General features: G+C 69.9%; 18 protein-coding genes. 15 read left to right on the plus strand and 3 right to left on the minus strand.

Annotated features, from left to right (window positions below):
• Positions 1–32 precede the first annotated feature (32 nt).
• The 6 genes from ACFWV8_RS08200 to ACFWV8_RS08225 all read left to right on the plus strand — a co-directional run bounded on the left by ACFWV8_RS08200 (position 33) and on the right by ACFWV8_RS08225 (position 7209).
• Positions 33–1199 carry an ABC transporter ATP-binding protein gene (locus tag ACFWV8_RS08200; protein WP_384198928.1) on the plus strand — a complete coding sequence of 389 codons (1167 nt, stop codon included), beginning with the start codon at positions 33–35 and terminating at the stop codon, positions 1197–1199.
• Positions 1196–2131: an ABC transporter permease gene (locus ACFWV8_RS08205; RefSeq protein WP_384198929.1), complete on the plus strand. Its 936-nt coding sequence runs from the start codon at positions 1196–1198 to the stop codon at positions 2129–2131. Before ACFWV8_RS08200 ends, ACFWV8_RS08205 begins: the two co-directional genes overlap by 4 nt.
• Positions 2131–2925 (plus strand): ABC transporter permease, encoded by a 795-nt coding sequence (locus ACFWV8_RS08210; RefSeq protein ID WP_329380890.1) that lies wholly within the window; start codon positions 2131–2133, stop codon positions 2923–2925. Before ACFWV8_RS08205 ends, ACFWV8_RS08210 begins: the two co-directional genes overlap by 1 nt.
• Positions 2926–2950: 25 nt before the next feature.
• Positions 2951–4366: an NAD(P)/FAD-dependent oxidoreductase gene (locus ACFWV8_RS08215; protein ID WP_384198930.1), complete on the plus strand. Its 1416-nt coding sequence runs from the start codon at positions 2951–2953 to the stop codon at positions 4364–4366.
• 258 nt (positions 4367–4624) lie between these two features.
• Complete coding sequence (locus ACFWV8_RS08220) at positions 4625–5170, plus strand: hypothetical protein (protein ID WP_384198931.1); 546 nt, start codon at positions 4625–4627, stop codon at positions 5168–5170.
• Positions 5171–5379: 209 nt separating this feature from the next.
• Positions 5380–7209: a chitinase gene (locus ACFWV8_RS08225; protein ID WP_384198932.1), complete on the plus strand. Its 1830-nt coding sequence runs from the start codon at positions 5380–5382 to the stop codon at positions 7207–7209.
• Positions 7210–7235: 26 nt separating this feature from the next.
• Here the strand turns inward: ACFWV8_RS08225 and ACFWV8_RS08230 are convergent, their stop codons facing one another.
• Together ACFWV8_RS08230 and gabT are read right to left on the minus strand one after the other, a co-directional pair.
• On the minus strand, positions 7236–7676 hold the full coding sequence (locus ACFWV8_RS08230) for a phosphatase PAP2 family protein (RefSeq protein WP_384198933.1): 441 nt from the start codon (positions 7674–7676) through the stop codon (positions 7236–7238).
• 597 nt (positions 7677–8273) lie between these two features.
• Entirely contained in the window at positions 8274–9608 is a 1335-nt protein-coding gene (gene gabT, locus ACFWV8_RS08235; protein ID WP_384198934.1) for a 4-aminobutyrate--2-oxoglutarate transaminase, read from the minus strand.
• Positions 9609–9891: 283 nt separating this feature from the next.
• Between gabT and ACFWV8_RS08240 the strand changes: the two genes are divergently transcribed.
• The 4 genes from ACFWV8_RS08240 (at position 9892) to ACFWV8_RS08255 (ending at position 18061) form a co-directional block, all read left to right on the plus strand.
• Positions 9892–12273, plus strand: a complete 2382-nt coding sequence (locus tag ACFWV8_RS08240; protein WP_384198935.1) for an ATP/GTP-binding protein — start codon at positions 9892–9894, stop codon at positions 12271–12273.
• A 202-nt stretch (positions 12274–12475) separates the two neighbouring features.
• Positions 12476–14050 carry a PucR family transcriptional regulator gene (locus ACFWV8_RS08245; RefSeq protein WP_384198936.1) on the plus strand — a complete coding sequence of 525 codons (1575 nt, stop codon included), beginning with the start codon at positions 12476–12478 and terminating at the stop codon, positions 14048–14050.
• Positions 14051–14335: 285 nt separating this feature from the next.
• Positions 14336–15781: an aldehyde dehydrogenase family protein gene (locus ACFWV8_RS08250; protein ID WP_384198982.1), complete on the plus strand. Its 1446-nt coding sequence runs from the start codon at positions 14336–14338 to the stop codon at positions 15779–15781.
• A gap of 315 nt (positions 15782–16096) precedes the next feature.
• Positions 16097–18061, plus strand: coding sequence for an acyl-CoA dehydrogenase family protein (locus ACFWV8_RS08255; RefSeq protein ID WP_384198937.1), 1965 nt, complete (start codon positions 16097–16099; stop codon positions 18059–18061).
• Positions 18062–18196: 135 nt separating this feature from the next.
• Here the strand turns inward: ACFWV8_RS08255 and ACFWV8_RS08260 are convergent, their stop codons facing one another.
• Positions 18197–19393: a glycoside hydrolase family 64 protein gene (locus ACFWV8_RS08260; protein ID WP_384198938.1), complete on the minus strand. Its 1197-nt coding sequence runs from the start codon at positions 19391–19393 to the stop codon at positions 18197–18199.
• A 403-nt stretch (positions 19394–19796) separates the two neighbouring features.
• On the opposite strand from ACFWV8_RS08260, the gene ACFWV8_RS08265 reads away from it, so the two are divergent.
• The 5 genes from ACFWV8_RS08265 (at position 19797) to ACFWV8_RS08285 (ending at position 25701) form a co-directional block, all read left to right on the plus strand.
• A complete protein-coding gene (locus ACFWV8_RS08265) occupies positions 19797–20636 on the plus strand; it encodes a hypothetical protein (protein ID WP_384198939.1) in 840 nt (279 codons plus the stop codon).
• 72 nt (positions 20637–20708) lie between these two features.
• Positions 20709–21971: a 1-deoxy-D-xylulose-5-phosphate reductoisomerase gene (gene dxr / locus ACFWV8_RS08270; protein WP_384198940.1), complete on the plus strand. Its 1263-nt coding sequence runs from the start codon at positions 20709–20711 to the stop codon at positions 21969–21971.
• Positions 21968–23269 carry a site-2 protease family protein gene (locus ACFWV8_RS08275; protein ID WP_329380867.1) on the plus strand — a complete coding sequence of 434 codons (1302 nt, stop codon included), beginning with the start codon at positions 21968–21970 and terminating at the stop codon, positions 23267–23269. The genes dxr and ACFWV8_RS08275 overlap by 4 nt, the downstream gene beginning before the upstream one ends.
• A 224-nt stretch (positions 23270–23493) precedes the next feature.
• Positions 23494–24648 carry a flavodoxin-dependent (E)-4-hydroxy-3-methylbut-2-enyl-diphosphate synthase gene (ispG, locus tag ACFWV8_RS08280; RefSeq protein WP_329380865.1) on the plus strand — a complete coding sequence of 385 codons (1155 nt, stop codon included), beginning with the start codon at positions 23494–23496 and terminating at the stop codon, positions 24646–24648.
• A 210-nt stretch (positions 24649–24858) separates the two neighbouring features.
• Positions 24859–25701 (plus strand): GNAT family N-acetyltransferase, encoded by an 843-nt coding sequence (locus ACFWV8_RS08285; RefSeq protein WP_329392228.1) that lies wholly within the window; start codon positions 24859–24861, stop codon positions 25699–25701.

A 25701-nucleotide genomic window follows, 5' to 3' on the forward strand; every position in this document is an offset into this window, starting at 1 on the left:
CCGCCCCTCCCAAGCCCCCGGGATCGATACCCATGACTGAGACCGCATCCACCGACCGGGGCGGCGACGACGTCCGCCTCACCGGGATAAGCAAGTCGTACGGCTCCTTCCACGCCGTCAAACCCCTCGACCTCACCGTCCCCCAGGGCTCCTTCTTCGCCCTACTCGGCGCCTCGGGCTGCGGCAAGACCACCACGCTGCGGATGATCGCCGGCCTGGAGGACCCGACCACCGGATCGGTCTTTCTCGGCGAGAAGGACGTCACCGGTCTGCCGCCGCACAAGCGCCCCGTCAACACGGTCTTCCAGAGTTACGCGCTCTTCCCGCACCTCGACATCTACGAGAACGTCGCCTTCGGCCTGCGCCGTCGCGGCATCAAGTCTGTGAAGAAACAGGTCGGGGACATGCTCGACCTCGTGCAGCTCGGCGACTTCGCGAAGAGGAAGCCGCACCAGCTCTCCGGCGGCCAGCAGCAGCGTGTCGCCGTGGCCCGCGCACTCATCAACCATCCGAAAGTGCTGCTGCTCGACGAGCCCCTCGGTGCGCTCGACCTAAAGCTGCGCCGCCAGATGCAGCTGGAGCTCAAGCGCATTCAGACGGAGGTCGGCATCACGTTCGTGCATGTCACGCACGACCAGGAGGAGGCCATGACGATGGCCGACACGGTCGCGGTGATGAACGCGGGGCGGGTCGAGCAACTGGGCGCGCCGGCGGAGTTGTACGAGAACCCGCAGACCACCTTCGTCGCCAACTTCCTCGGCACCTCCAACCTCATCGAGGCCGACGTCGCGGAGAAGACCGGCGACGAGGTGGTGGTGACGTCGGCCGGCGTGAAGCTGAGGCTGCCCGCCGACCGCTGTACGACGCAGGTCCTGGACGGCGGCAGGCTGCTCGTCGGCGTACGCCCCGAGAAGATCTCCCTCGCGCACGTCGACGACGAGGGGTCCATCCCCGCAGGCCGTAACCGGATCACCGGGCGCATCGTCGACTCCAGCTTCATCGGAGTCTCGACGCAGTACGTCATCGACAGCCCCGTCTGTGGGGAGTTGGAGGTGTACGCGCAGAACATCGAGCGCGACGGCCGGCTCGTTCCGGGGGCCGAGGTGGTCCTGCACTGGAACCCCGCGCACAGCTTCGGGCTCGACGCCGCCCAGGACATCGACGCGGGCGTCAAGACGGTGGACGAGGAGGGGGCGTGACCGCCACGGCAGCGCCACCCGCGCCACCCACACCACCGGTCACCGACGCGGCGGTACGTAAGACTCCGCGCCGTAAGCGCCTCGTCCCGTACTGGCTGCTGCTGCCCGGCATCCTGTGGCTGCTGGTCTTCTTCGCGCTGCCGATGGTTTACCAGGCGTCGACCTCCGTACAGACGGGCTCGCTCGAAGAGGGCTTCAAGGTCACCTGGCACTTCCAGACCTACTGGGACGCGCTCCAGGAGTACTACCCGCACTTCGTGCGCTCGCTGCTGTACGCGGGCACCGCCACCGTGCTGTGCCTGCTGCTCGGCTACCCGCTGGCGTACCTCATCGCCTTCAAGGCCGGCCGCTGGCGCAACCTGCTGCTGGTCCTGGTCATCGCCCCGTTCTTCACGAGCTTCCTGATCCGCACGCTCGCCTGGAAGACGATCCTTGCGGACGACGGCGCCGTGGTCGGGGCGTTGGACGCCCTGCGGGTGCTCGACGTGACCAGCTGGCTCGGCTGGACGGCCGACGACCGCGTCCTGGCCACGCCCATGGCTGTCGTCTGCGGCCTCACGTACAACTTCCTGCCGTTCATGATCCTGCCGCTCTACACCTCGCTGGAGCGCATCGACGGGCGGCTGCACGAGGCGGCCGGAGACCTCTACGCGAAGCCGGCGACGACCTTCCGAAAGGTCACCGTCCCGCTGTCCATGCCGGGCATCGTCTCCGGCACGCTGCTGACCTTCATTCCGGCGAGCGGCGACTACGTCAACGCGGAACTGCTCGGCTCCACCGACACCAAGATGGTGGGCAGCGTGATCCAGAGCCAGTTCCTGCGCGTGCTCGACTATCCGACGGCGGCCGCGCTCTCGTTCATCCTCATGGCGGTCGTGCTGGTCGTGGTCACCGTCTACATCCGCCGTTCAGGGACGGAGGACCTGGTCTGATGCGCTGGATCCGACGCAATGTGGTCGTGGTCGCGGGGCTGCTCACGCTCGCGTACATGATCCTGCCGAACCTCGTCGTGATGGTGTTCTCCTTCAACAAGCCGAAGGGGCGCTTCAACTACGAGTGGCAGACGTTCTCGCTCGATGCCTGGAAGGACCCGTGCGGCGTCGCGGACCTCTGCGGGTCGCTGACGCTCTCGTTCCAGATCGCCGTCTGGGCGACGATCGGGGCCACCGTCCTCGGCACCATGATCGCCTTCGCGCTGGTGCGCTACCGCTTCCGGGCGCGCGGTGCGATCAACTCGCTGATCTTCCTGCCGATGGCCATGCCCGAAGTCGTGATGGCGGCCTCGCTGCTGACCCTGTTCCTGAACATGGGGGCGGAGTTGGGGTTCTGGACCGTTCTCATCGCGCACATCATGTTCTGCCTCAGCTTTGTGGTGACGGCCGTCAAGGCGCGAGTCATGTCGATGGATCCGAAGCTGGAGGAGGCGGCCCGCGACCTGTACGCGGGGCCGGTGCAGACCTTCGTACGGGTCACCCTGCCGATCGCCGCACCGGGGATCGCGGCGGGGGCGCTGCTCGCCTTCGCCCTCTCGTTCGACGACTTCATCATCACCAATTTCAACGCCGGTTCGTCCGTCACCTTCCCCATGTTCGTGTGGGGATCGGCGCAGCGCGGCACGCCGGTGCAGATCAACGTCATCGGGACGGCGATGTTCGTCGTTGCGGTACTGATGGTGATCGGCGGCCAGCTGGTCAGCGACCGGCGGAAGAAGGCCGCGACACCCTGAGCAGGACCCGAAGGAGTTGGAAGACATGGCCCCTGGAGCCATGCGTACAGCAGCCGCCTCACTCGCCGACGCGCAGCCCGTCGCCTACTGGCTCGACGACCCCGGCAGGCCGGGCGCCGTGCCGGCCCTGGCGGGCGACGAACGGTGCGACCTGCTCGTCGTCGGCGGCGGCTACAGCGGCCTGTGGACGGCGCTCCTCGCCAAGGAGCGCGACCCGCGCCGCGACGTCGTCCTGATCGAGGGCCGTGAGGTGGGCTGGGCCGCCTCCGGCCGTAACGGCGGCTTCTGCTCGGCCTCCCTCACCCACGGCCTCGCCAACGGACTCAGCCGCTGGCCCGGCGAGCTCCGGGCGCTGGAGGATCTCGGTGAGGGCAATCTCGACGGCATCGAGTCGGCCGTCGAGCGCTACGCCATCGACTGCGACTTCGAGCGCACCGGCGACATCACCGTGGCCACGGAGCCCCACCAGCTCGAAGATCTCCGCCAGTTGTGCGAGGAGGCGACTGCGGCCGGCTTCACGGGTCTGCACCTCCTGGATAGCGCAGAGGCGCGCGCGGAGGTCGACTCGCCGACGTTCCTCGGCGGCCTGTGGGACCGGCGGGGCGTCGCCATGCTCAACCCGGCGCGGCTCGCCTGGGGGCTGAAGCGGGCCTGTCAGGACCTCGGCGTACGCATCTACGAGAACACGCCCGGTCTCGAACTCGCCCGCTCCGGCCCCGGCATGGCCGTCCGCACGCCGTACGGCCGAGTGCTGGCCCGCCACGTCGCCCTCGGCACGAACGTCTTCCCGTCCCTCGTACGGCGCGTGCGGCTCTACACGGTGCCCGTCTACGACTACGCCCTGACGACCGAACCCCTCACCGAGGACCAGCTCGGTGCCATCGGGTGGAAGAGGAGGCAGGGACTCAGCGAGGGCGCCAACCAGTTCCACTACTTCCGGATCACCGCCGACAACCGCATCCTGTGGGGCGGGTACGACGCGATCTATCCGTACGGAGGACGCCTCGACGCCGCCCTCGACAGCCGCCCCGAGACCTATCTCAAGCTCGCCTCGCACTTCTTCGCGTGCTTCCCTCAGTTGGAGGGTGTGCGGTTCAGCCACGCGTGGGGCGGTGCCATCGACACCTGCTCGCGGTTCTCCCCCTTCTTCGGCACGGCGTACGGCGGGCGGGTCGCGTACGCAGCCGGCTACACCGGGCTCGGTGTCGGCGCGACCCGCTTCGGCGCCGACGTGATGCTCGATCTGCTCGCCGGGGAGCGAACGGAGCGTACGGAGCTGGAGATGGTCAGAACGAAGCCGGTGCCCTTCCCGCCGGAGCCGGCCGCCTGGGCCGGGATCGGGCTCACGAAATGGTCCCTGGCCCGCGCGGACGTCAGGGGCGGACGGCGCAATCTGTGGCTGAAGGCCATGGACCGGGTCGGGCTGGGTTTCGACAGCTGACCTCCGTACGGATGGGGCCTCGGCCGGACAACTTGTCGGTCGGGCGTGGCCCCGTCGCGGCCTGGTCCTGGGCCGCTCACGGCCCCGTGCCGGCTCTTGGCCGCGTCGCGGCCTCTTCGCCGGTGGTGATGTGACGCCGGTGGTGGTGTGATCCACATCACCAGCGACTGCCGCCCTGAACTCGCGTAATGATCCGGCGCGATCTCCCTCTCCCCTCTGTGGACGCACTGTCCAACAACGTGGAGCGGAGGCCGCATGATGACTGACTCGAGGGCCCACTCGGGGTCGAGTACGGCGCTGGAGTGGCTGGCGTCGGTAGCGCCCGATCCTGACGCGTGCCGGCGGGAATGGGAGCGGAACCTGCACGGGGTCGCCCTCCTTCCCGCCGGGAAGCGCTGGGACGTCCTGATCCTCCCCGGTGAGCTGGGGTATCCGACGCTCGGGGTGCTGACCCGGCTCGTCGACCGGCCTGGCCCCGTCCTGGCCGACTTCGGCGACGCGCGCCTCGGGTTCTTCGTGCCGCCGGGCACCGTCGCCCGCTGGATCGGTACGGGGGTACGGGGCGCGGGCGGCGGCACCTGGATCGTCGTGCCGTATCCGGGGCGCACCGGCGGCGGGGTTCGCTGGGTGCTCCCGCCCGACGGCTCCGGCACGCTCATCGACCCGACGTTGCTGGAACTTGCGATGCACGAGGCGGCGGCCGAGATCGCCGGGGGCGACGGCGGCGGGGGAGGCGGAGGTGAGCGAGGCGAGGGTGGACACGGCCGGAGCGATGGAGGCGGGAGCGATGACCAGGCGAGCTGAGTGCTGATCGGCGAGCGCCGGGGGCGTGTGTGGCGCGGGCTTCGTGCGTCGCGCGTGGCCCCGTCGGGGCGCACCGGCGGTCGATGACAGCGTGCCGTAGCGGTTGGGCAGTCGGAGCCGTAGAGCGCCAGAGGTCTTGACAACCTGATTGGTCTGGACCATGTTGTGCCCGGCTCGGTCACTCAATTCCGCCATGCCCGGAGGCAGTTGTGGAACGCAACAGACGACCTTCTCGGTACCCCAGACTTGTGGCCGCTTTCGCGGCGGCCGTACTGACCGCCGGCGGTCTCGTCGTCTCCGCTGAGACGGCGCGTGCGGCCGACGCGGACGTCGCCACCAACGGCGGCTTCGAATCCGGCCTCACCGGCTGGAGTTGTACGGGCGGCAGCGGCGTGGCCGTCAGCAGCCCCGTGCACGGTGGCACCTCCGCGCTGAAGGCCACCCCGGCGGGCAGCGACAACGCGAAATGCAGCCAGACGGTCACGGTCCGACCCGACTCGGCGTACACGCTGAGCGCCTGGGTCCAGGGAAGCTACGTCTACCTCGGAGCCTCCGGAACCGGCACCACCGACGTCTCAACTTGGACGCCGTCCGCGCCGAGTTGGCAGAAACTCACCACCTCCTTCCGCACCGGCCCCGCCACCACGTCGGTGACTCTCTACACCAACGGCTGGTACGGAACCCCCGCCTATCACGTCGACGACCTCAGCCTCGTCGGGCCGGGCGGCGAGACCGGGCAGCCCCCGGCCACTGCCCCCGCGGGCCTCAGATCCTCGGCCGTCACCGCGTCCTCGGTCGGCCTCGCGTGGTCGCCTGTGGCGGGCGCGACGGGCTACACGGTGCACCGCGACGGCGCCCCGAACCTGAACGTCAGCGGCACGTCGACCACCGTCACGGGGCTCAGCCCCGCGACCGCCTACCGCTTCCAGGTCTCGGCCACCAACGCCGCGGGCCGCTCTCCGCTCTCCTCCGTCGTCACCGCGACAACCCAGCCCGCGGACGGCGGCGGCAACGAGGCGGAACTCCCCGCCCACGCCTTGGTCGGCTACCTCCACTCCAGCTTCGCCAACGGCTCCGGCTACACGCGCATGGCCGACGTGCCCGCCTCGTGGGACGTCATCAACCTCGCCTTCGGCGAGCCGACATCGGTCACCTCGGGCGACATCCGCTTCAGCCTGTGCCCCGTCGCCGAATGCCCGAACGTCGAATCCCCCGCCGAGTTCAAGGCCGCCATCAAGGCCAAACAGGCCGCCGGCAAGAAGGTCCTGATCTCCATCGGCGGTCAGAACGGTCAGGTCCAACTCGCCTCGACCGCCGCGCGCGACGCCTTCGTGAGCTCCGTATCCAAGATCATCGATGAGTACGGCCTCGACGGCCTCGACATCGACTTCGAGGGCCACTCGCTCTCTCTCAACAACGGCGACACCGACTTCCGCAACCCGACGAGCCCAGTCATCGTCAACCTGATCTCCGCCGTGAAGAGCCTCAAGGCCAAGTACGGGGCGGACTTCGTGCTCACGATGGCCCCGGAGACGTTCTTCGTGCAGCTCGGCTACCAGTTCTACGGATCCGGCCCCTTCGGCGGCCAGGACCCGCGCGCCGGGGCGTACCTCCCCGTCATCCACGCCCTGCGCGACGACCTCACCCTGCTTCACGTCCAGGACTACAACTCGGGGCCGATCATGGGGCTCGACAACCAGTACCACACCATGGGCGGCGCCGATTTCCACATCGCGATGACCGACATGCTGCTCACCGGCTTCCCGGTGGCGGGCGACACCACCAAGGTCTTCCCGGCGCTCGACCCGGGCCAGGTGGCGATCGGACTCCCGGCGTCGCAGCAGGCGGGCAACGGCCACACCGCCCCGTCCGAGGTGAACAAGGCCCTGGACTGTCTGACGAAGAAGACCAACTGCGGGGCGTACCAGACGCACGGCACGTGGCCCGCCCTGCGCGGGCTGATGACCTGGTCGATCAACTGGGACCGTTTCAACCAGTGGGAGTTCTCACGGAACTTCGACGGGTACTTCGGAAGCTGAGCCGGGCCGGCCAGACCCGTCTCGCGCTACGGGGCGCCCGCCTCCGAGCCGACGGCCCTGCGGTTGTCGATCCACCGCAGGGCCGTCACCAACAGGGCCAGCACCATGCCGCAGAGCAGCCAGCTGCCGAGCACGTCGAGCGGCCAGTGATAGCCCCGCAGCACCAGTCCGATGCCCGTCGCCGCACTGAGACCCACGGCGACGGGCATCGCCCATCCGCGCCCCGTACGGGGCCGCAGCAGCAGTGCGGCGCCGCAGTAGGCGACCATCGCCGTCGCCGTGTGGCCCGAGGGGTAGTAGCCGGACTCCGCCGTGAGCGGCCCCGTCCGGTCGATCCACAGCTTGAGCGGCACCACGAGCACCGGAACGGCGGCCATGGCCAGTACGACCGCCGTCGCCCGCGCACGGTGCCCCCGCCACGCCGCGTACCCCACCGCGACGGCCAGAACGGGCAGGGCGATCGCCATGCCGCCGAGATCGGCCAGGAACTCCGTCAGTCCGGTGGGGCCGCGTCCGAAGGCGTCGTGCCCTAGGCGTTCATCCGTGTCACGGAGCGGGCCACCGGCGACGACCTGCCAGGTGACGAGAGTGAAGAGAACGCCGCAGAGAGCGAATACCCCGAGGGGAGTGAAGGGGCCGAGAGGGCCTGCTGACCCGAAGCGCCCGGAAAGAAATGCCGGCCGCCCCGGAACAGGGGGGGTAGTTCCGAGACGGCCGCCGGGATCGGGTCGCCGCGCGCCCCGGGGGGTTTGGGGCGGGCGGCCGTCCGATCGGTGAGGAATTCCGGAGCTGGATGCTCCAGTGCGTCCGAAGACGCGACCAGGACGGAGCCGGGGAAGCGCCGCCGTGGGGTCGCCCACAGTCTCCTGCGGGCGGGGTGTTTCTTTCATCTGCCGAAACCGTACGGCAGGGCCGTGAGGTGCGACAGCGGGAAGCTGAACCCGCCATCGGCCCCGCACACCTTCTTCACAGGCCCGCCCCGGGGCCCGACACCGTACGGAGCGGTGGAGCCCTTCGTACGGAGACGGAGCCTGACCGGCGCCCCGCAGGCGCGCACCCACCAGTCAGAGTCCGGCGAGCGCCTGCTCCAGGATGTCCAGGCCCTCCGTAAGGAGGTCCTCACCGATCACCAGCGGCGGCAGGAACCGGAGCACGTTGCTGTACGTGCCGGTGGTGAGGACCAACAGCCCCTCCACGTGGCACGCCTTGGCGAGCGCCGCGGTCGCCTCCGGGTTCGGTTCCTTGGTATCCCGGTCCTTGACCAGTTCGAGCGCGAGCATCGCGCCACGGCCCCGTACGTCGCCGATGACGTCGAACTTCTCGGCCATCTCCTTGAGGCGAGGCTTCATGATCTCCTCGATACGCCTGGCCTTCGATACGAGGTCCAGCTCGCGCATCGTCTCGATGGCACCGAGCGCGGCGGCGCAGGCCACCGGGTTACCGCCGTACGTACCGCCGAGGCCGCCCGAGTGCGGCGCGTCCATGATCTCCGCGCGCCCCGTGACGGCGGCGAGCGGCAGGCCGCCCGCGATGCCCTTCGCCGTGGTGATCAGGTCGGGTACGACGCCCTCGTCCTCGCAGGCGAACCACTGCCCCGTCCGGCAGAAACCGGACTGGATCTCGTCGGCCACGAAGACGATGCCGTTGTCCTTGGCGAACTTCGCGAGGGCGGGCAGGAAGCCCTTCGCCGGCTCGATGAAGCCGCCCTCGCCGAGCAGCGGCTCGATGACGATCGCCGCGACGTTCTCCGCGCCGATCTGCTTGTTGATCTGGTCGATGGCCTGTGCGGAGGCCTCGGCGCCGGCGTTCTCCGGGCCGGTCGGCCAGCGGTAGCCGTACGCCACGGGGACGCGGTAGATCTCGGGTGCGAACGGGCCGAAGCCGTGCTTGTACGGCATGTTCTTCGAGGTCAGCGCCATCGTGAGGTTCGTACGGCCGTGATAGCCGTGGTCGAAGACCACGACCGCCTGGCGCCTGGTGTACGAGCGGGCGATCTTCACCGCGTTCTCGACGGCCTCGGCGCCCGAGTTGAACAGCGCGGACTTCTTGGCGTGGTCGCCCGGGGTCAGCTCGGCGAGCTGCTCACAGACCTCCACGTAGCCCTCGTACGGCGTGACCATGAAACAGGTGTGGGTGAAGTCGGCGAGCTGCGCCGTGGCGCGGCGTACGACGGCCTCCGCGGAGGAACCGACGGACGTCACCGCGATGCCGGACCCGAAGTCGATGAAGCTGTTGCCGTCGACGTCCTCGACGACGCCGCCGCTCGCGCGGGCGGCGAAGACGGGCATCACGGATCCCACGCCGGCGGCGACCGCAGCGGTACGGCGGTTCTGCAGCTCCAGCGACTTGGGACCGGGGACGGCGGTGACGATGCGCCGCTCCTGCGGGATTGCGGTCATGAGGGGCTCCTGGGGGTGGTTCCGGACGCTACGTGTCTCGCGTACTCGCATCTGCCTTCACTTCGCAGGCTAGGGGCCGAGTCGGGCGGCGGGCATGCGCCGTTCGGGAGCATCCGGGGCGTGTCGTTGTCCGCCACGGACATAGGACCCGGCGCGCCGTTTCACGCGCCTCGGGGGGCCCGCGATCAACACTCCGTATGGCCGCAACGGTGAACTCCCCGTGCACGGGCACTAGATTGAGGCCTGTACTGAGCGGACCTGGCTGGTCAGGGGACAGGGGTTCATGAACAACGACGGCACGCACGACTCACGCGGCACACGAGCCAATCCCGTGCCCCGTCCGGCGGGCCCACCGCCCCAGCCTTCTACGCCGCCGTCTGCGCCGCCACCCTCCGCCCCGAAGGGGCACGCCGCGCCGCCCGCGTCTCCGGCCCTGCCCCCCTCGCCGGCACACGCCCCGGCGCCGGGCATCGGTGCGTCCGTGGCCGACTGGCTGCGGATCCCCCGCCCCGAGGCCGAACCAGGCGTCTGGCGCCTCGGCCACCGTCCGCGCCCTCCGGAGGAGCCCGAGCAGGTACCGGCCCGTCAGCTGTTCAGCGGTGCGCTCGTCGCCTACCTCTGCGGCTGGCTCGTCTGGTCACTGCTCTGGAACGGTTACCTGGGCGGCTGGTGGATCTTCGGCGACAACTGGTGGCTCCTGCCGATCCAGTGGCTGACCCCCGAGGACTGGCGGTCGCCGAACAGTCCCCACGTGGAGCTGTACGTCGCGGCGAGCTACTTCTACTACGCGCTCGTCATCAGCCTGCTCGCCATCGGCTTCGGCCGCATCGGCAACTGGAACGAGGTCTGGCGGCGCTACGGAGTGCCCCTGTGGCCGCTCTTCGTACTACTGCCGGGTTTCTGGCGCGAGATGCCGCGCACCGTCACCTGGCTCACCTGGGTGTCGAACGTCTACTACGTGCTCCTCGGCCTCGCCGTGCTGGCCGTCGTCGCGCGCGCCGGCACCTGGCCCTCCGTACGAAGGCGACTCGGGATGGTCACCCCGGACGAACTGCCCCCGCCGCCGCCTCCCGCCGAGGCCGATCCCGCGGACTGGCCCGAACTCCGCGCCGCAGGACTTACCGAAGCCGCCGCCCAGCTTGCCGGCGCTATACACCGCGGCACCCTCAGCGACGTCGACTACGCGCGGATCCGCCGCGCCTGGCAGGGCGTCCGCACCCGCCCCGAACGGCTGCCCGCGTTCACCGACACCGTCCGCGCCCACGGGGCGGGCGCCTGCGGGCATCCTTCGGGTGTACGTGACCTGCCGCTGCGTACCGCCCACCACGACCTCGTCACGGGGCAGGTCAGGATCGGCACCGCGGCGGACCACCCCCGTAACCCGTACGCGCGGCGCACCACGGGCGTTGCCCTGGAGCCGGGGCTGCTCGGCACGTCGCTGCTCGCTGTCGGTCCCGCTGGTGCTGGCAAGACGGTCCGGCTGGTCCGCCCCGTGGTCGAGTCGCTCTGCCTCCAGGCGCTGGCCAACCGCGCGGCCGTCGTCGCCGTCACCGCCGACGGGGCGGCGCTCGCCCCCGACGACTCCTTCGACCTGGTCATCGCTGTCGGCCGCCCCGACGCCACGCACGACCTCGACCTCTACGGAAGCGCCGACGACCCGGACGAGGCCGCCAGGACGCTCTCGGAGGCCCTCGTGGGTGATCTGGCAGCCGGTCTCCCCGGCGGGGACAGGCGCAGGGCCGCCACCGCCCTCGCCCAGCTCATCGGCCCGTACCGCAGCGTCCACGGGCGCTTCCCCGCCGTACCTGAGCTACGCGAGCTGATCGGCGGTTCCCCCACGGCGCTCGAGTCCCTGCGCACCGCTCTGGAGACGTCGGGCGACCCCGGCGCCGCCGCCCAACTGCGCGAGCTCGACGCACGCGAGCGGCAGTCGACGCGCGGCGACGACATCGGTGTCCTCCTGGCCGAACGCCTCGCCTTCCTCGACCGGCCCGCCTTCGCCGACTTCTTCCGTACGGACGGCAGCAGCCGGGCCTTCTCGCTGCGCGCCATCGAGCATCCGCTGAGGGTCAGGATCGACCTGCCCGAACGAGGCCACGCCGAGGCGTCACGGATCATCGCCCGACTGCTCCTCGCCCAGTTCACCGACGCCGCGCTCGCCCGCACGGACCGGTCGCTCTTCGCCTGCCTGGTCCTGGACGACGCGACGTACACGGTGACGGGCGACTCCGTCCGCGCCATCCAGCGCCTGCGCTCGGCGAACGCCGGTGTGGTCCTCGCGCTGCGCACGCTGGAAGACGTCCCGGACCCGCTGCGCGGACCGCTCCTGGGCGCCGTGGGGTGCCGCATGGCCTTCTCCGGGCTCGGGCCCTGGGACGGCGGGCGCTTCGCGGAGAGCTGGGGCACGGAGTGGGTCCAGACCCGCGACGTCACCAACCGGCAGATCATCTCGGACGAGCCGCTCACGAAGGCGGTGCACTTCATGCGGCGGCTGGTGACCGGCAAGGCCGCCACCGCCGAGGCGGTCACAGTCCGGGAGGTCGAGCGTGAGCGCTGGTCGGCCTCCGAACTGGCCCACTCCGTCCCGGCGGGCCATGCCGTGCTCTCGCTGACCACGGTCGGTGGGGAGCACGTACCGCCGATGCTGGTGGACCTCCGTACCTGAGCGCTCCCCGGGCGATCAGCACGCGAATCTATGTACGGAGGCAGGGTCGGTGGCGTCGGCCGCGGGCGTCCTGCCGCCTGTCGTCGGCATCGCCCGAGCCCGTACCCGCTTCTCGTACACCCTGGCAGAATTGAGGTACGCCGTTTCTACGGGACGGCGAAAATGCCAGCGCGTCCCCTTCGTGAAGGTCCTACGGTTCGCCATGCCGCCCACCCTCGCTTCCCTCGTCCAGCACTCGGCGCTCAAGCTCACCGTGCGCGCGGGGGAGGACCGGCTCGATACGCCGGTGCGCTGGGCCCATGTCAGTGAACTCGAAGACCCGGTGCCGTACATGGACGGCGGCGAGCTGCTGCTCGTCACGGCCGTCACCCTGCACGCCGAAGACCCCGAGGCCATGCGGCGCTACGTACGGCGCCTCGTCGGCGCCGGCGTCGTCGGGCTCGGCTTCGCGGTCGGCGTCAATTACGAGGACATTCCGGACGCTCTGGTCGACGCCGCCCGCGCGGAGGGGCTGCCGCTGCTCGCCGTACCGCGCCCTACCCCTTTCCTTGCCATCAGCAAGGCCGTCTCGGCGGCCATCGCGGCGGATCAGTACCGGGCGGTCACGGCGGGTTTCGAGGCGCAGCGGGAGCTGACCCGCGCGGCGCTGTCCGAAGGCCCCGCCGCCCTGCTCACCCGTCTCGCCGCGCACATCGACGGCTGGGCCGCGCTCTACGACGCGACGGGCGCGGTGATAGCCGCCGCGCCCGACTGGGCCGCACGCCGCGCCGCCCGCCTCACGCCGGAGGTGGAACGGCTGCGGAAGCGTCCCGCGCCCGCCAGCACCGTGGTCGGCGATCCGGACGACCGGGTCGAGCTCCAGTCGCTGGGGACCGGCCGACGCGTACGGGGCGCGCTCGCCGTCGGCACGGGGGCGGCGTTGGGGACGGCGGAGCGGTACGCGGTGCACTCGGCGGTCGCCCTCTTGACCCTCACCACGGAGCGGTCGCGCGCGCTTCAGGAGGCCGAGCAGCGGCTGGGCTCCGCCGTGTTGCGGATGCTGCTCTCCGGACAGCCGGACCACGCTCGGGCGGTGGCGGGAGATCTGTACGGGGGGCTGCTGGACGCCCCGTTCCGCCTGCTCGTCGCCGAACCGGCCGAGGCCGCGTCCGATGCACGTGACCCCGCCACCGGTGACCTGCTCCAGTCGCTGACCGACTCACTGGAAGCGTCGGCGGCGCACGGTGGGGAAGCGGTGCTCGCCGTGCCCGACGGCGGGGAACGGCTCGTCGTGCTCGCCGCTGACTCCGGCGCGGTCGTCGCCGCCTGTGAGACGTACAAGGACCAGGAGACGGACGAGGCCGGGCTCGTCATCGGCCTCTCCGCGCCGACGGGGCCGATCGCGGCGGCGGGCGCGTACAAACAGGCCGAACAGTCGCTGTCCGTCGCCCGCCGACGGGGCCGCGCGCTGGTGGAGCACGAGGAACTGGCAGCCGGCTCGCTTCTGCCGCTCCTCGCGGACGACGCGGTGCGTGCGTTCGCCGACGGCATGCTCCGCGCGCTGTACGAACACGACGCCAAGGGGCGCGGTGACCTGGTGGACTCCCTCAGGGCCTGGCTCTCGCGCCACGGCCAGTGGGACGCCGCGGCGGCGGATCTGGGCGTCCACCGGCATACGCTGCGCTATCGCATGCGCCGTGTGGAGGAGATCCTGGGCCGCACGCTGGACGACCCGGACGTGCGGATGGAGCTGTGGCTGGCTCTCAAGACCACATCGGCGACGCCGCCGGGAACCTAGCGCATGGCCGGGCCGAGTTCTCGGCCGCTGTCCGCCCCAACTGCCGCGACATGTTCGTCAGTTACCACGTAAGCCCGCCTCGGGCCGACCGGTGGGCGATCCACGCTGGCCCACGGGTCACCCACCGGCGACAGCGTGCCGACAGTCGGGTACGCCAAAGCGTCACAGGGCGCACCCACCATCACTCCACCCCGGACAAATCACGTCCGTGGCCCGCGCCCCTACGGTGGAGGAGACAACACCACCACTTCGGAAGGGCCGGGACTCGCAATGCCGAACGAAACTGTGGCAGCCACCCACGCCTTCTGGCTCGCCGGGCGCCAGGCCACCGGTGAGGAGACCTTGGACGTCACGTCCCCGTGGGACGGCCGGCTCGTCGGCAAGGTCGCCGTTCCGACCGAGGCCCAGGTCGAAGAGGCCGTCGCCGCCGCGTACGCCGTGCGAGACGAGTTCGCCGCGACGCCCGCCCATGTCAGGGCCGCCGCGCTCGATCATGTGTCGCGGCGTCTCGTCGAGCGCACCGAGGAGATCGCCCGTCTGATCTCCGCCGAGAACGGCAAGCCCATGAAGTGGGCGCGCGGCGAGGTCGGCCGCGCCGTCTCGGTCTTCCGGTTCGCGGCCGAGGAGTCCCGCCGCTTCAACGGCGGCGAGGCCCAGCGACTCGACACCGACGCCGGCGGCACGGGCCGCCTCGCGCTGACCCGCCGCTTCCCGCGCGGCGTCGTCCTCGGGATCGCGCCGTTCAACTTCCCGCTGAACCTCTGCGCGCACAAGATCGCCCCGGCCATCGCCGTCGGCGCCCCGATCATCCTCAAGCCGGCCCCCGCGACGCCGCTCTCCGGCCTGCTCATCGGCGAGCTGCTTGCCGAGACCGAGCTGCCCGCCGGCGCCTGGTCGGTGCTGCCCGTCTCCAACGACCGGATGCCCACCCTCGTACAGGACGAGCGGCTGCCGGTGATCTCCTTCACCGGCTCCGACAAGGTCGGCTTCGCCATCATGGACTCGGTGCCGCGCAAGCACTGCACCCTCGAACTCGGCGGCAACGGTGCGGCAGTTGTCCTCGCCGACTACGCCAGCGAGAAGGATCTCGACTGGGCGGCGACCCGGATCGGCACCTTCGCCAACTACCAGGGCGGCCAGTCCTGCATCTCGGTGCAGCGCGTCGTCGCGGACGCGTCCCTGTACGAGCGCCTCGTACCGAAGATCGTCGCCGCCGTCGAGGCGCAGGTCACCGGCGACCCCTCCGACGACGCCACGGACGTCGGCCCTCTCGTCAGCGAGGACGCCGCCAAGCGCGTCGAGGCGTGGGTGGACGAGGCCGTACGCGCCGGCGCCCGGCTCCTGGCCGGCGGAAAGCGCGACGGGGCGGCGTACGCGCCCACCGTCCTCGCCGACGTTCCGCCCGACGTCACGATCTCCTGCGAGGAGGTCTTCGGCCCCGTCGTCACTCTCAGCCGCGTCGACGGCGAGGAGGCGGCGTTCGAGACGGTGAACGACTCCAAGTACGGCCTCCAGGCGGGCGTGTTCACCCACGACGTGCAGGCGGCGTTCCGCGCGCACCGGGCGCTCGAGGTCGGCGGCGTGATCGTCGGCGACATCCCGTCGTACCGCGCCGACCAGATGCCGTACGGCGGCGTCAAGCAGTCCGGCGTCGGTCGCGAGGGCGTGAAGTACGCGATGGACGACTACACGTACGAGCGCGTGATGGTCTTCACCGGCCTGGCCCTGTAGGGCGCGGCCCACGGCGGACGACGGGGCCGGACGAGGGGGCGTAACCCCCCGTCCGGCCCCGTCCACGCCCCCGCCGTATTCGTACCGAGGAGGACACCGCCGGGAGCGCCGTGGTGCGGTCCCGGCCACCTCGGGGTAGGCGCAGGACCCTCGCCCCGTCGCGCCGACGGTGCGCGGCAGGACTGGCTACACGCTCGGTAATCGGGTAGATACGGACGAGTAGTACCGGCCGGTACCTTTCCCATCAGGGCGCCACGAGAACGCCTTGGCCGGTCGGGCCCATCGACCCGACGTTCGCGGCGAGGTGAGTTCCCGATGTCCGCTCCATCCGATTCATTCGACACGGCCCAGGTCCCGGAGCCCCCCAAGGTCTCCGAGCGGGAAGCGCGCCGGGTGGCCGAGGCCGCCCGTGAGCAGAGCTGGCGCAAGCCGAGCTTCGCCAAGGAGCTGTTCCTCGGTCGTTTCCAGCTCGATCTCATCCATCCCCACCCCGCACCCCCGGCGGAGGACGTACGGCGCGGAGAAGCCTTCCTGGCCACGCTGCGCGAGTTCTGCGAGACGCGCATCGACGGCGCCAGGATCGAGCGCGAGGCGCGCATCCCCGACGAGGTGATCAACGGCCTCAAGGAACTCGGCGCTTTCGGCATGAAGATCGACCGCAAATACGGTGGCCTCGGCCTCACCCAGGTGTACTACAACAAGGCCCTCGCCCTGGTCGGCATGGCGAACGCCTCGATCGGCGCGCTGCTCTCCGCGCATCAGTCCATCGGCGTACCGCAGCCGCTGAAAATGTTCGGCACCCAGGAGCAGAAGGACATGTTCCTGCCGCGCCTGGCCCGTACCGACATCTCCGCCTTCCTGCTGACCGAGCCCGATGTCGGCTCCGACCCCGCGCGCCTTGCCACCACGGCGGTGCGCGACGGCGACGACTACGTCCTGGACGGAGTGAAGCTCTGGACCACCAACGGCGTCGTCGCCGACCTCCTCGTCGTGATGGCCCGCGTACCGAAGTCGGAGGGCCACAAGGGCGGCATCACCGCTTTCGTCGTCGAGGCGGACTCGCCGGGCATCACGGTCGAGAACCGCAACGCCTTCATGGGCCTGCGCGGTCTCGAGAACGGGGTCACCCGCTTCCATCAGGTGCGGGTCCCGGCGGCGAACCGTATCGGCCCCGAGGGCGCCGGCCTCAAGATCGCCCTGACCACGCTCAACACCGGCCGTCTGTCGCTGCCCGCGATGTGCGTCGGCGTCGGCAAGTGGTGTCTGAAGATCGCCCGAGAGTGGACGGCGGCGCGCGAGCAGTGGGGCAAGCCGGTCGCCCACCACGAGGCGGTGGGGGAGAAGATCTCGTTCATCGCGGCGACGACGTTCGCGCTGGAGGCCGTGGTCGACCTGGCGTCCCAGATGGCCGACGAGGACCGCAACGACATCCGTATCGAGGCGGCGTTGGCCAAGCTGTACGGCTCCGAGATGGGCTGGCTGATGGCGGACGAACTCGTCCAGATCCGCGGCGGACGGGGCTTCGAGACGGCTGAGTCGCTGGCGGCCCGCGGTGAACGTGCCGTGCCCGCCGAACAGATCCTTCGCGACATGCGGATCAACCGGATCTTCGAGGGCTCCACCGAGATCATGCATCTGCTGATCGCCCGCGAGGCGGTCGACGCGCACCTGGCGGTGGCCGGCGACATCATCGACCCCGACAAGACGCTGTCCGACAAGGCCAGGGCCGGGGCGCAGGCAGGCGTCTTCTACGCGCGCTGGCTGCCGAAGCTGGTCGCCGGACCGGGGCAACTGCCCACCTCCTACGCGGAGTTTCACCCCAAGGGCCATCTGGATCTCTCCGCGCACCTGCGCTACGTCGAGCGGACGTCGCGCAAGCTCGCCCGCTCGACCTTCTACGCCATGTCGCGGTGGCAGGGCGCCATGGAGACCAAACAGGGCTTCCTCGGCCGCATCGTGGACATCGGGGCCGAGCTGTTCGCGATGAGCGCGGCGTGCGTACGGGCCGAGATGCTGCGTACGGGGGGAGAGCACGGCCGCGAGGCGTACCAGCTCGCCGACGTCTTCTGCCGGCAGGCCCGGCTCCGCGTCGAGGAACTGTTCACGCGACTGTGGTCCAACACGGACGACATCGACCGCAAGGTCGTGAACGGCGTGCTGTCCGGGACCTACACCTGGCTGGAGGAAGGCATCATCGACCCGAGCGGTGACGGCCCCTGGATCGCGGACGCCACGCCCGGCGCGTCCCAGCGGAAAAACGTTCACCGGCCCATCCGCTGAGCGACCGGGGGGAGCTGGAGCGACCCGGACCGACCGCGAACTGGGCCCTTCCGGGATTCCGACGGGGCAGGGGAAACCACCGGGCCGCGTCCTCCTTACGGAAGACGCGGCCCGGGGTGTTCGGGGGGCGCTGCCCTAGTTGAACGGGTCGAGCGTGAGGTACGCCTGCCGCGGGTCGCCGTCGTGTACCAGCGACTCGTGGGCGCCGACGTCGTCGAAGGCGAACGCGTACGCCTTGCCGTCGGCCATCTGCTCGTGGATCTTCCGCGCGTAGTGGTTGGTGACGCTGTCCTTGTAGAAGTTCGCCGAGTTGGCGTCAGGCTGGTTGGGGTTGGTCAAGAGCGTCGAGCGGTTGAACCCGGCGCACATGGTGCGTGAAATCGGGCCCCGTACCTGGTCGTTGGGCGCGTCGAGCAGTTTGTAGCAGCCGAAGATGCTGTCGGCGTCGGGCTTCTGGAACGAAGTGACCACCGCGCCGGAGGTGTTGGTGAAGTTCATGACGTTGCCGGAGACCCTGCCGACGTATTTGACCGCCGGCTGATTCGCGAACGGGGTCACCGTGAGCGGGGAGTTGGCGTACTTCGCCCACACCCGGTTGATGTAGTCGTTCAGCACACCGGTCGGCAGGGCGCCGGACGCGATGCCGTGGCCCGGTGCGAGAGCCCGAAGCACGGTGCCGTCCGACCGGGTCTGGATCAGACCGCCCCAGCCGCCCGACTGGCTCCTGAGGGAGTTGTAGAAGCCGTTGTAGCCCCCCGGCTTCAGATGGCCCGTGTTCTTCACGGTGCCGTTGGGGCCCTTGACGCCGACCGCGTACGGCGCCGAGAACATGTCGACCTGGGTGCTGTTGATCCACAGGCCCGAGTCGTTGAGTGTGTACTCGGACCAGTTGAACAGGATGTTCCGGTTCGGGTCGCTCGGATTCTGCACGGCCGGCTGCACCAGCCCGCCGGTGGCCAGCTTGAAGACGAGCTTCTGCCCGTACGAGAAGTAGACCCGCCCCGAGAACTTCGGCAGCTGGATCGTCTTGCTCTGACCCGGGGGCGGTCCCGCGATCGACGCGTCGGGCGCCGGGGTCGGCGGATTGCCGCCGCCGGGCCAGGCGTGGAAGGTGCCGTTGGCGTCGGCCCAGCCCTGTCGGCCGGAGGAGAGCTCCGTACCGAGGTTGTAGATGTAGAGCTGTTCGCCGCGGCCGGAGTCGTTCTTGATGGTGAACGGAATGGTGTTGGGCACCGCGGCCTCGGCCGGGGCGGCGCTGGTCAAGGCCGTGAATCCGGTGGTGAAGACCACCGCGGCGGCCAGAGAGGCCAGCAGCTTGCGTATCGCAGGCACTCGCTCTTCCTCCTCGTCAGGTAAATCCCGGTGAGATCAGTGGGGGCGGAATCTGACGTACGGACGCCGCCGGTGAGGCGGGTGAGACCTGAAGTGCCGGGGACCGGAACGCCGGCCGGGAGCGGGGAAACCGGAACCTAATGACTCTTCAGGTACAGACCTTTCTGAGAGCGCTCTCAGAATTGCGCCCGCGCGTGAGGCGTGTCAATGCGGATGCCGCAACTCGCCGAAGATGTCTCGACTCAGCCGTCGGCGCCCCGGCCCGCCGTTGTGACCACGGGGCACGCATGCAGCACAATCGAGCCGCGATGCGACCACACGGGGCGCGAGCCGCGCGATTCGGCCAAGGACGCCGCCGACGGCGCGGCACCGAGGACGCCGTCAACTGACGATTGGGGCAGGGATGTTCGGGGCGGGAAGCAAGGGACGGTCCAGCGGCCGACGCGCACGCCTGCGCCAGGTGGCGGCGCTCGCGCTTGTCGGCGCCGTACTGACCGGTGCGGCAGCCTGCGGCGGCGGGGGCGACGAGGCGAGCGAGGGTGACAAGGGAGGCAAGGAAACCGGAGCGGACGGCAAGGCGTCCGCGTCCGCCCCCGCCGACGACGCGGACGGCAGCGACGCCCGCGACCCGGCCGGCTCAGGCGGCACCGGGGCGCTCAGTCAGCGTGACCTCAGCGCCCTCGCCTTCGCCGACGGCGAGAAGATCGGCAAGTACACCGCCGGGGAGTTCACCCTCGGCGCGCCCCTCGGCGAGGACTACACCGCCGACCCCGCCGTCTGCCAGCCACTCGTCAGCCTCGCCAAGGGCGCCACCGCCGTCGACCCGGTGTCCGAGGTCCACCGCAACGTCGACGTCGCCGAGGAGATGCTGGGCACGACCGTCGCCGTACAGCTCCGTTCCTACAACGGCGACGGCGCGGCCTCCGTAATGAAGGCTCTCGGCGCGGCGGGCAAGGCGTGCGCGGGCGGCTTCGTCGAGAACCGGGCCGTCGCCAAGGGGCAGTACCTGAAGGCCGAGCCGGTCAAGGCGCCCGACCACGGCGACGAGGCGCAGGCGTACCGATTCACGATCCTCGACGTGAAGGGCACCCTGAAGCTGTACGAGTACCTCACCGTCGTACGCTCCGGCACCACCACCCTCTCCTTCCGGGCCGACATCACGGATACCAAGGACATCGGCAAGGTGCCGGAAGAGGTCATCACGGCGCAGTGGAAGAAGTTCGAGGCGGGCTCCAAGCCCTGACGGGCCCCACCCCGCCCCCCGTTTTCGCCCCGCGCTGTCCGCGCCGTGGCCGGATGCGGCAAGAATGGGGCCATGAGCGACAGTCCAGCCCCCCTCGCCGACCCCCATATCGCCTTCGACGCGTCCGAAGGCCGCCGGGACATCGTCGTCCTCGGCTCCACCGGGTCCATCGGCACGCAGGCGATCGACCTGGTCCTGCGCAACCCCGACCGCTTCCGTGTCACCGCGCTGTCCGCCGCAGGCGGGCGGATCGGACTGCTCGCCGAGCAGGCGCGACAGCTCCGGGTCCGCACCGTCGCCGTCGCCCGCGAGGACGCCGTGCCGGCGCTGCGCGAGGCGCTGCGCGCGGAGTACGGCTCCGAGCCGCTCCCCGAGATCCTGGCCGGGCCCGACGCCGCCACCGACATCGCGGCGTCCCCGTGCCACACGGTGCTCAACGGCATCACCGGGTCCATCGGCCTCGCGCCGACCCTCGCCGCCCTCGAAGCCGGCCGTACGCTCGCCCTCGCCAACAAGGAGTCGCTGATCGTCGGTGGCCCGCTGGTCAAGGCGCTCGCCAAGCCGGGGCAGATCATCCCGGTCGACTCCGAGCACGCCGCGCTCTTCCAGGGCCTCGCGGCCGGCACCCGGGCCGATGTGCGCAAGCTGGTCGTCACGGCTTCCGGCGGCCCCTTCAGAGGCCGTACGAGGGCGGAACTGGCCCACGTCACCCCCGACGCCGCCCTGGCCCACCCCACATGGGCCATGGGCCCCGTCATCACGATCAACTCCGCGACCCTCGTCAACAAGGGCCTGGAGGTGATCGAGGCGCATCTCCTGTACGACATCCCCTTCGAACGCATCGAGGTCGTCGTGCACCCCCAGTCGTACGTCCACTCCATGGTGGAGTTCACCGACGGTTCGACCCTCGCGCAGGCCACGCCGCCCGACATGAGCGGCCCGATCGCCGTGGGCATCGGCTGGCCGGTACGGGTGCCGGACGCCGCGCCCGCCTTCGACTGGTCCACCGCGTCGACCTGGGAGTTCTTCCCGCTCGACAACGAGGCGTTCCCGTCGGTGGGACTCGCCCGGCACGTCGGTTCACTGGGCGGTACGGCTCCGGCAGTGTTCAATGCCGCCAACGAGGAGTGCGTGGACGCGTTTCTGGCGGGGCGGCTGCCGTTCAACGGCATCATGGATACCGTCACCGATGTCGTCGCCGAGCACGGTCGGCCCGTCAAGGGAACCTCGCTCACCGTGGCGGACGTCCTCGAAGCGGAGACCTGGGCGCGTGCTCGGGCCCGCGAAATGGCAGAGAAATTCGGCGAAGAACAGCCAGCGGAGGCTCGCGCATGACGATCCTGTTGACAGTCCTCGGCATAGTGATCTTCGCTGTGGGGCTGCTCTTCTCCATCGCGTGGCACGAGCTCGGCCACCTGTCGACGGCCAAGTTCTTCGGCATTCGCGTGCCTCAGTACATGGTCGGTTTCGGCCCCACCATCTGGTCGCGCAAGAGGGGCGACACCGAGTACGGGATCAAGGCGATTCCGCTCGGCGGCTACATCCGCATGATCGGGATGTTCCCGCCGGGCGCCGACGGGCGTATCGAGGCGCGGTCCACCTCACCCTGGCGCGGGATGATAGAAGACGCCCGGTCGGCGGCCTTCGAGGAGTTGAAGGAGGGCGACGAGACCCGGCTCTTCTACACGCGCAAGCCGTGGAAGCGCATGATCGTCATGTTCGCGGGGCCGTTCATGAATCTGGTCCTCGCCGTCGTGATCTTCATGGGCGTCGCGATGAGCTTCGGCTTCCAGACCCAGACGACCGAGGTCGCCGGCGTTCAGAAGTGCGTCATCTCCCAGGACGTGGCGCGCGAGAAGTGCACGGCGAGCGACCCCGTCTCGCCGGCCCGCGCCGCCGGTCTCAAGGAGGGTGACAAGATCGTCGCCTTCAACGGAGAGCGCGTCGAGGACTGGTCCGTGCTGTCCAACCTCATCCGCGAGACGATCGGCCCCGCCACCATCACGGTCGAACGTGACGGCAAGGAGCAGGTCCTCCAGGCGACGCTCGCGAAGAACATGGTGGCGCAGAAGGACTCGGACGGGGAGGTCGTCCCCGACAAGTACGTTCCCGCCGGTTATCTGGGCTTCGCCGCCGCCACCGAGATCGTCCCGCTCTCCTTCGGCGACTCCGTCGACCGCATGGGCGACATGATCGTGACCGGTGTCGAGTCGATCGTCGCGCTGCCCTCGAAGATCCCCGATCTCTGGAGCGCCGCCTTCTCCGACGGCGACCGCAAGGACGACTCGCCCGTGGGCGTCGTCGGCGCAGCGCGGATCGGCGGCGAGGTGATGACGCTGGACGTCCCGGCGCAGAACCAGATCGCGATGATGCTCTTCCTGCTCGCCGGATTCAATCTCTCGCTGTTCCTCTTCAACATGCTGCCGTTGCTGCCGCTCGACGGCGGGCACATGGCCGGTGCGTTGTGGGAGTCCGTACGGAGCAAACTCGCCCGCCTCTTCAAGAGGCCCGACCCGGGGCCGTTCGACGTGGCGAAGCTCATGCCCGTCGCCTACGTCGTGGCGGGGATCTTCATCTGCTTCACGCTGTTGGTGCTCATCGCCGACGTGGTGAATCCGGTCAAGATCATGTAGTTGGTACGGGGCGTGGCGGGCGCCGCGCTCCGTACGCCGGGGAACAGTCCGTGCCGCCGAAGCGGCCTCAGGTTTACGGTCGGGTGTCTCTTCGCGCCCGGCCGTAGGCCTTTGGGTGGTTTGCTCGCAGCGGTGTGCTCGTACAGCGGGCCGGTGACGTAATCTCGATGGTTGGAGCCCGCCGAACTCGGGACCACAATCCACACCTTGGGGTTGCACAGCAGATGACTGCGATTTCTCTCGGAATGCCGGATGTTCCGACGAAGCTCGCCGACCGTAGGGTCAGTCGACAGATCCAGGTCGGTTCGGTGGCTGTCGGTGGTGACGCGCCGGTTTCGGTGCAGTCGATGACGACGACGCGTACGTCGGACATCGGGGCGACGCTGCAGCAGATCGCGGAGCTGACGGCGTCGGGCTGTCAGATCGTGCGGGTGGCGTGTCCGACGCAGGACGACGCGGACGCGCTGGCGACGATCGCGAAAAAGTCGCAGATCCCGGTGATCGCGGACATCCACTTCCAGCCCAAGTACGTGTTCGCGGCGATCGACGCGGGGTGCGCGGCGGTGCGGGTGAACCCGGGGAACATCAAGCAGTTCGACGACAAGGTCAAGGAGATCGCCCAGGCGGCGGGTGCGGCCGGCACACCGATCCGTATCGGTGTGAACGCGGGTTCGCTGGACGCGCGGCTTCTCAAGAAGTACGGCAAAGCCACTCCGGAAGCGCTCGTCGAGTCCGCGTTGTGGGAGGCGTCGCTCTTCGAGGAGCACGGTTTCCGGGACATCAAGATCTCGGTGAAGCACAACGACCCGGTGGTGATGGTCAACGCCTACCGGCAGTTGGCGGCCCAGAGCGACTATCCGCTGCATCTGGGTGTGACGGAGGCGGGTCCGGCGTTCCAGGGGACCATCAAGTCGGCGGTCGCGTTCGGCGCGCTGCTCAGCGAGGGCATCGGGGACACGATCCGCGTCTCGCTCTCCGCGCCTCCGGCGGAGGAGGTCAAGGTCGGCCTGCAGATCCTGGAGGCGCTGAACCTGAAGCAGCGCCGTCTGGAGATCGTCTCGTGCCCGTCCTGCGGGCGTGCCCAGGTGGATGTGTACAAGCTGGCGGACGAGGTCACCGCGGGCCTGGAGGGCATGGAGGTCCCGCTGCGGGTGGCGGTGATGGGCTGTGTCGTGAACGGCCCCGGTGAGGCCCGTGAGGCGGATCTGGGTGTGGCCTCCGGGAATGGCAAGGGCCAGATCTTCGTGAAGGGTGAGGTCATCAAGACGGTGCCCGAGTCGAAGATCGTCGAGACGCTCATCGAAGAGGCGATGAAGATCGCCGAGGAGATGGAACGGGACGGCGTCCCCTCAGGCGAGCCCGAGGTCTCCATCAGCTGAGGATCGGCCCGGGGCTCCTGTGAGGCCGTTGGCAGACCTGTCGGCCCCCGTCCCCCTCCATCCAGTCCGCGTTCCGGCTCCGTACGGGCCCCGCACCCCACGCCTCAGGGCGTCCGGAGGGAGCGGGGCCCTTCGGTGTACGCGGCGCGTCACAGAAGTGACGGGTACAGTGCGAAGAATCAGCAGACGTATGGTGAGGCCCCTCTCGTGTTGACGCAGACCACCACTCGGGTCCTCGACCCAGGCGAACTCGGCGCCGCGCTCGCCATTCTTGAGAGTGAGCCCGTCGCCAACGCGTTCGTGGCTTCGCGCGTCCAGGCGGCGGGGCTCGATCCCTGGCGGCTCGGCGGCGAGATGTGGGGCTGGTACGCGGACGGGCGGCTGCGCTCCCTCTGCTACTCCGGCGCCAACCTGGTGCCCATCTGCGCTTCCCCCGAGGCCGTCCGGGCGTTCGCGGACCGAGCCCGCCGTACGGGGCGCCGCTGTTCGTCCATCGTCGGCCCCGCCGAACCCACAGCCCTCCTGTGGCGGCTTCTGGAGCCCAACTGGGGCCCCGCGCGCGAGGTTCGGGCGAACCAGCCGCTCATGGTCACCGAGCAAGTGCCGGAAACGGTGCGGCCCGACCCCCTCGTACGCCGCATCCGCAAGGACGAGCTGGAGACGATCATGCCGGCGTGCGTCGCGATGTTCACCGAGGAGGTCGGCGTCTCGCCGCTGGCCGGTGACGGCGGGCTGCTCTACCAGGCGCGGGTGGCCGAACTCGTAGGAGCGGGGCGGTCGTTCGCCCGTATCGACGACGGCAAGGTGATCTTCAAGGCGGAGATCGGCGCGGCGACGCCGCACGCCTGTCAGATCCAGGGCGTATGGGTGGCACCCGAGTTCCGCGGCCGGGGCCTCTCCGAGAACGGCATGGCGGCCGTCGTACGGTACGCGCTCGCCGACGTCGCCCCCGTCGTCAGTCTGTACGTGAACGACTACAACACCCCCGCGAGGGCCTCCTACCGACGGGTGGGCTTCCGCGAGGTGGGCGCCTTCATGAGCGTCCTCTTCTGA

Source organism: Streptomyces sp. NPDC058665 (assembly GCF_042714995.1).
Lineage (GTDB): Bacteria > Actinomycetota > Actinomycetes > Streptomycetales > Streptomycetaceae > Streptomyces.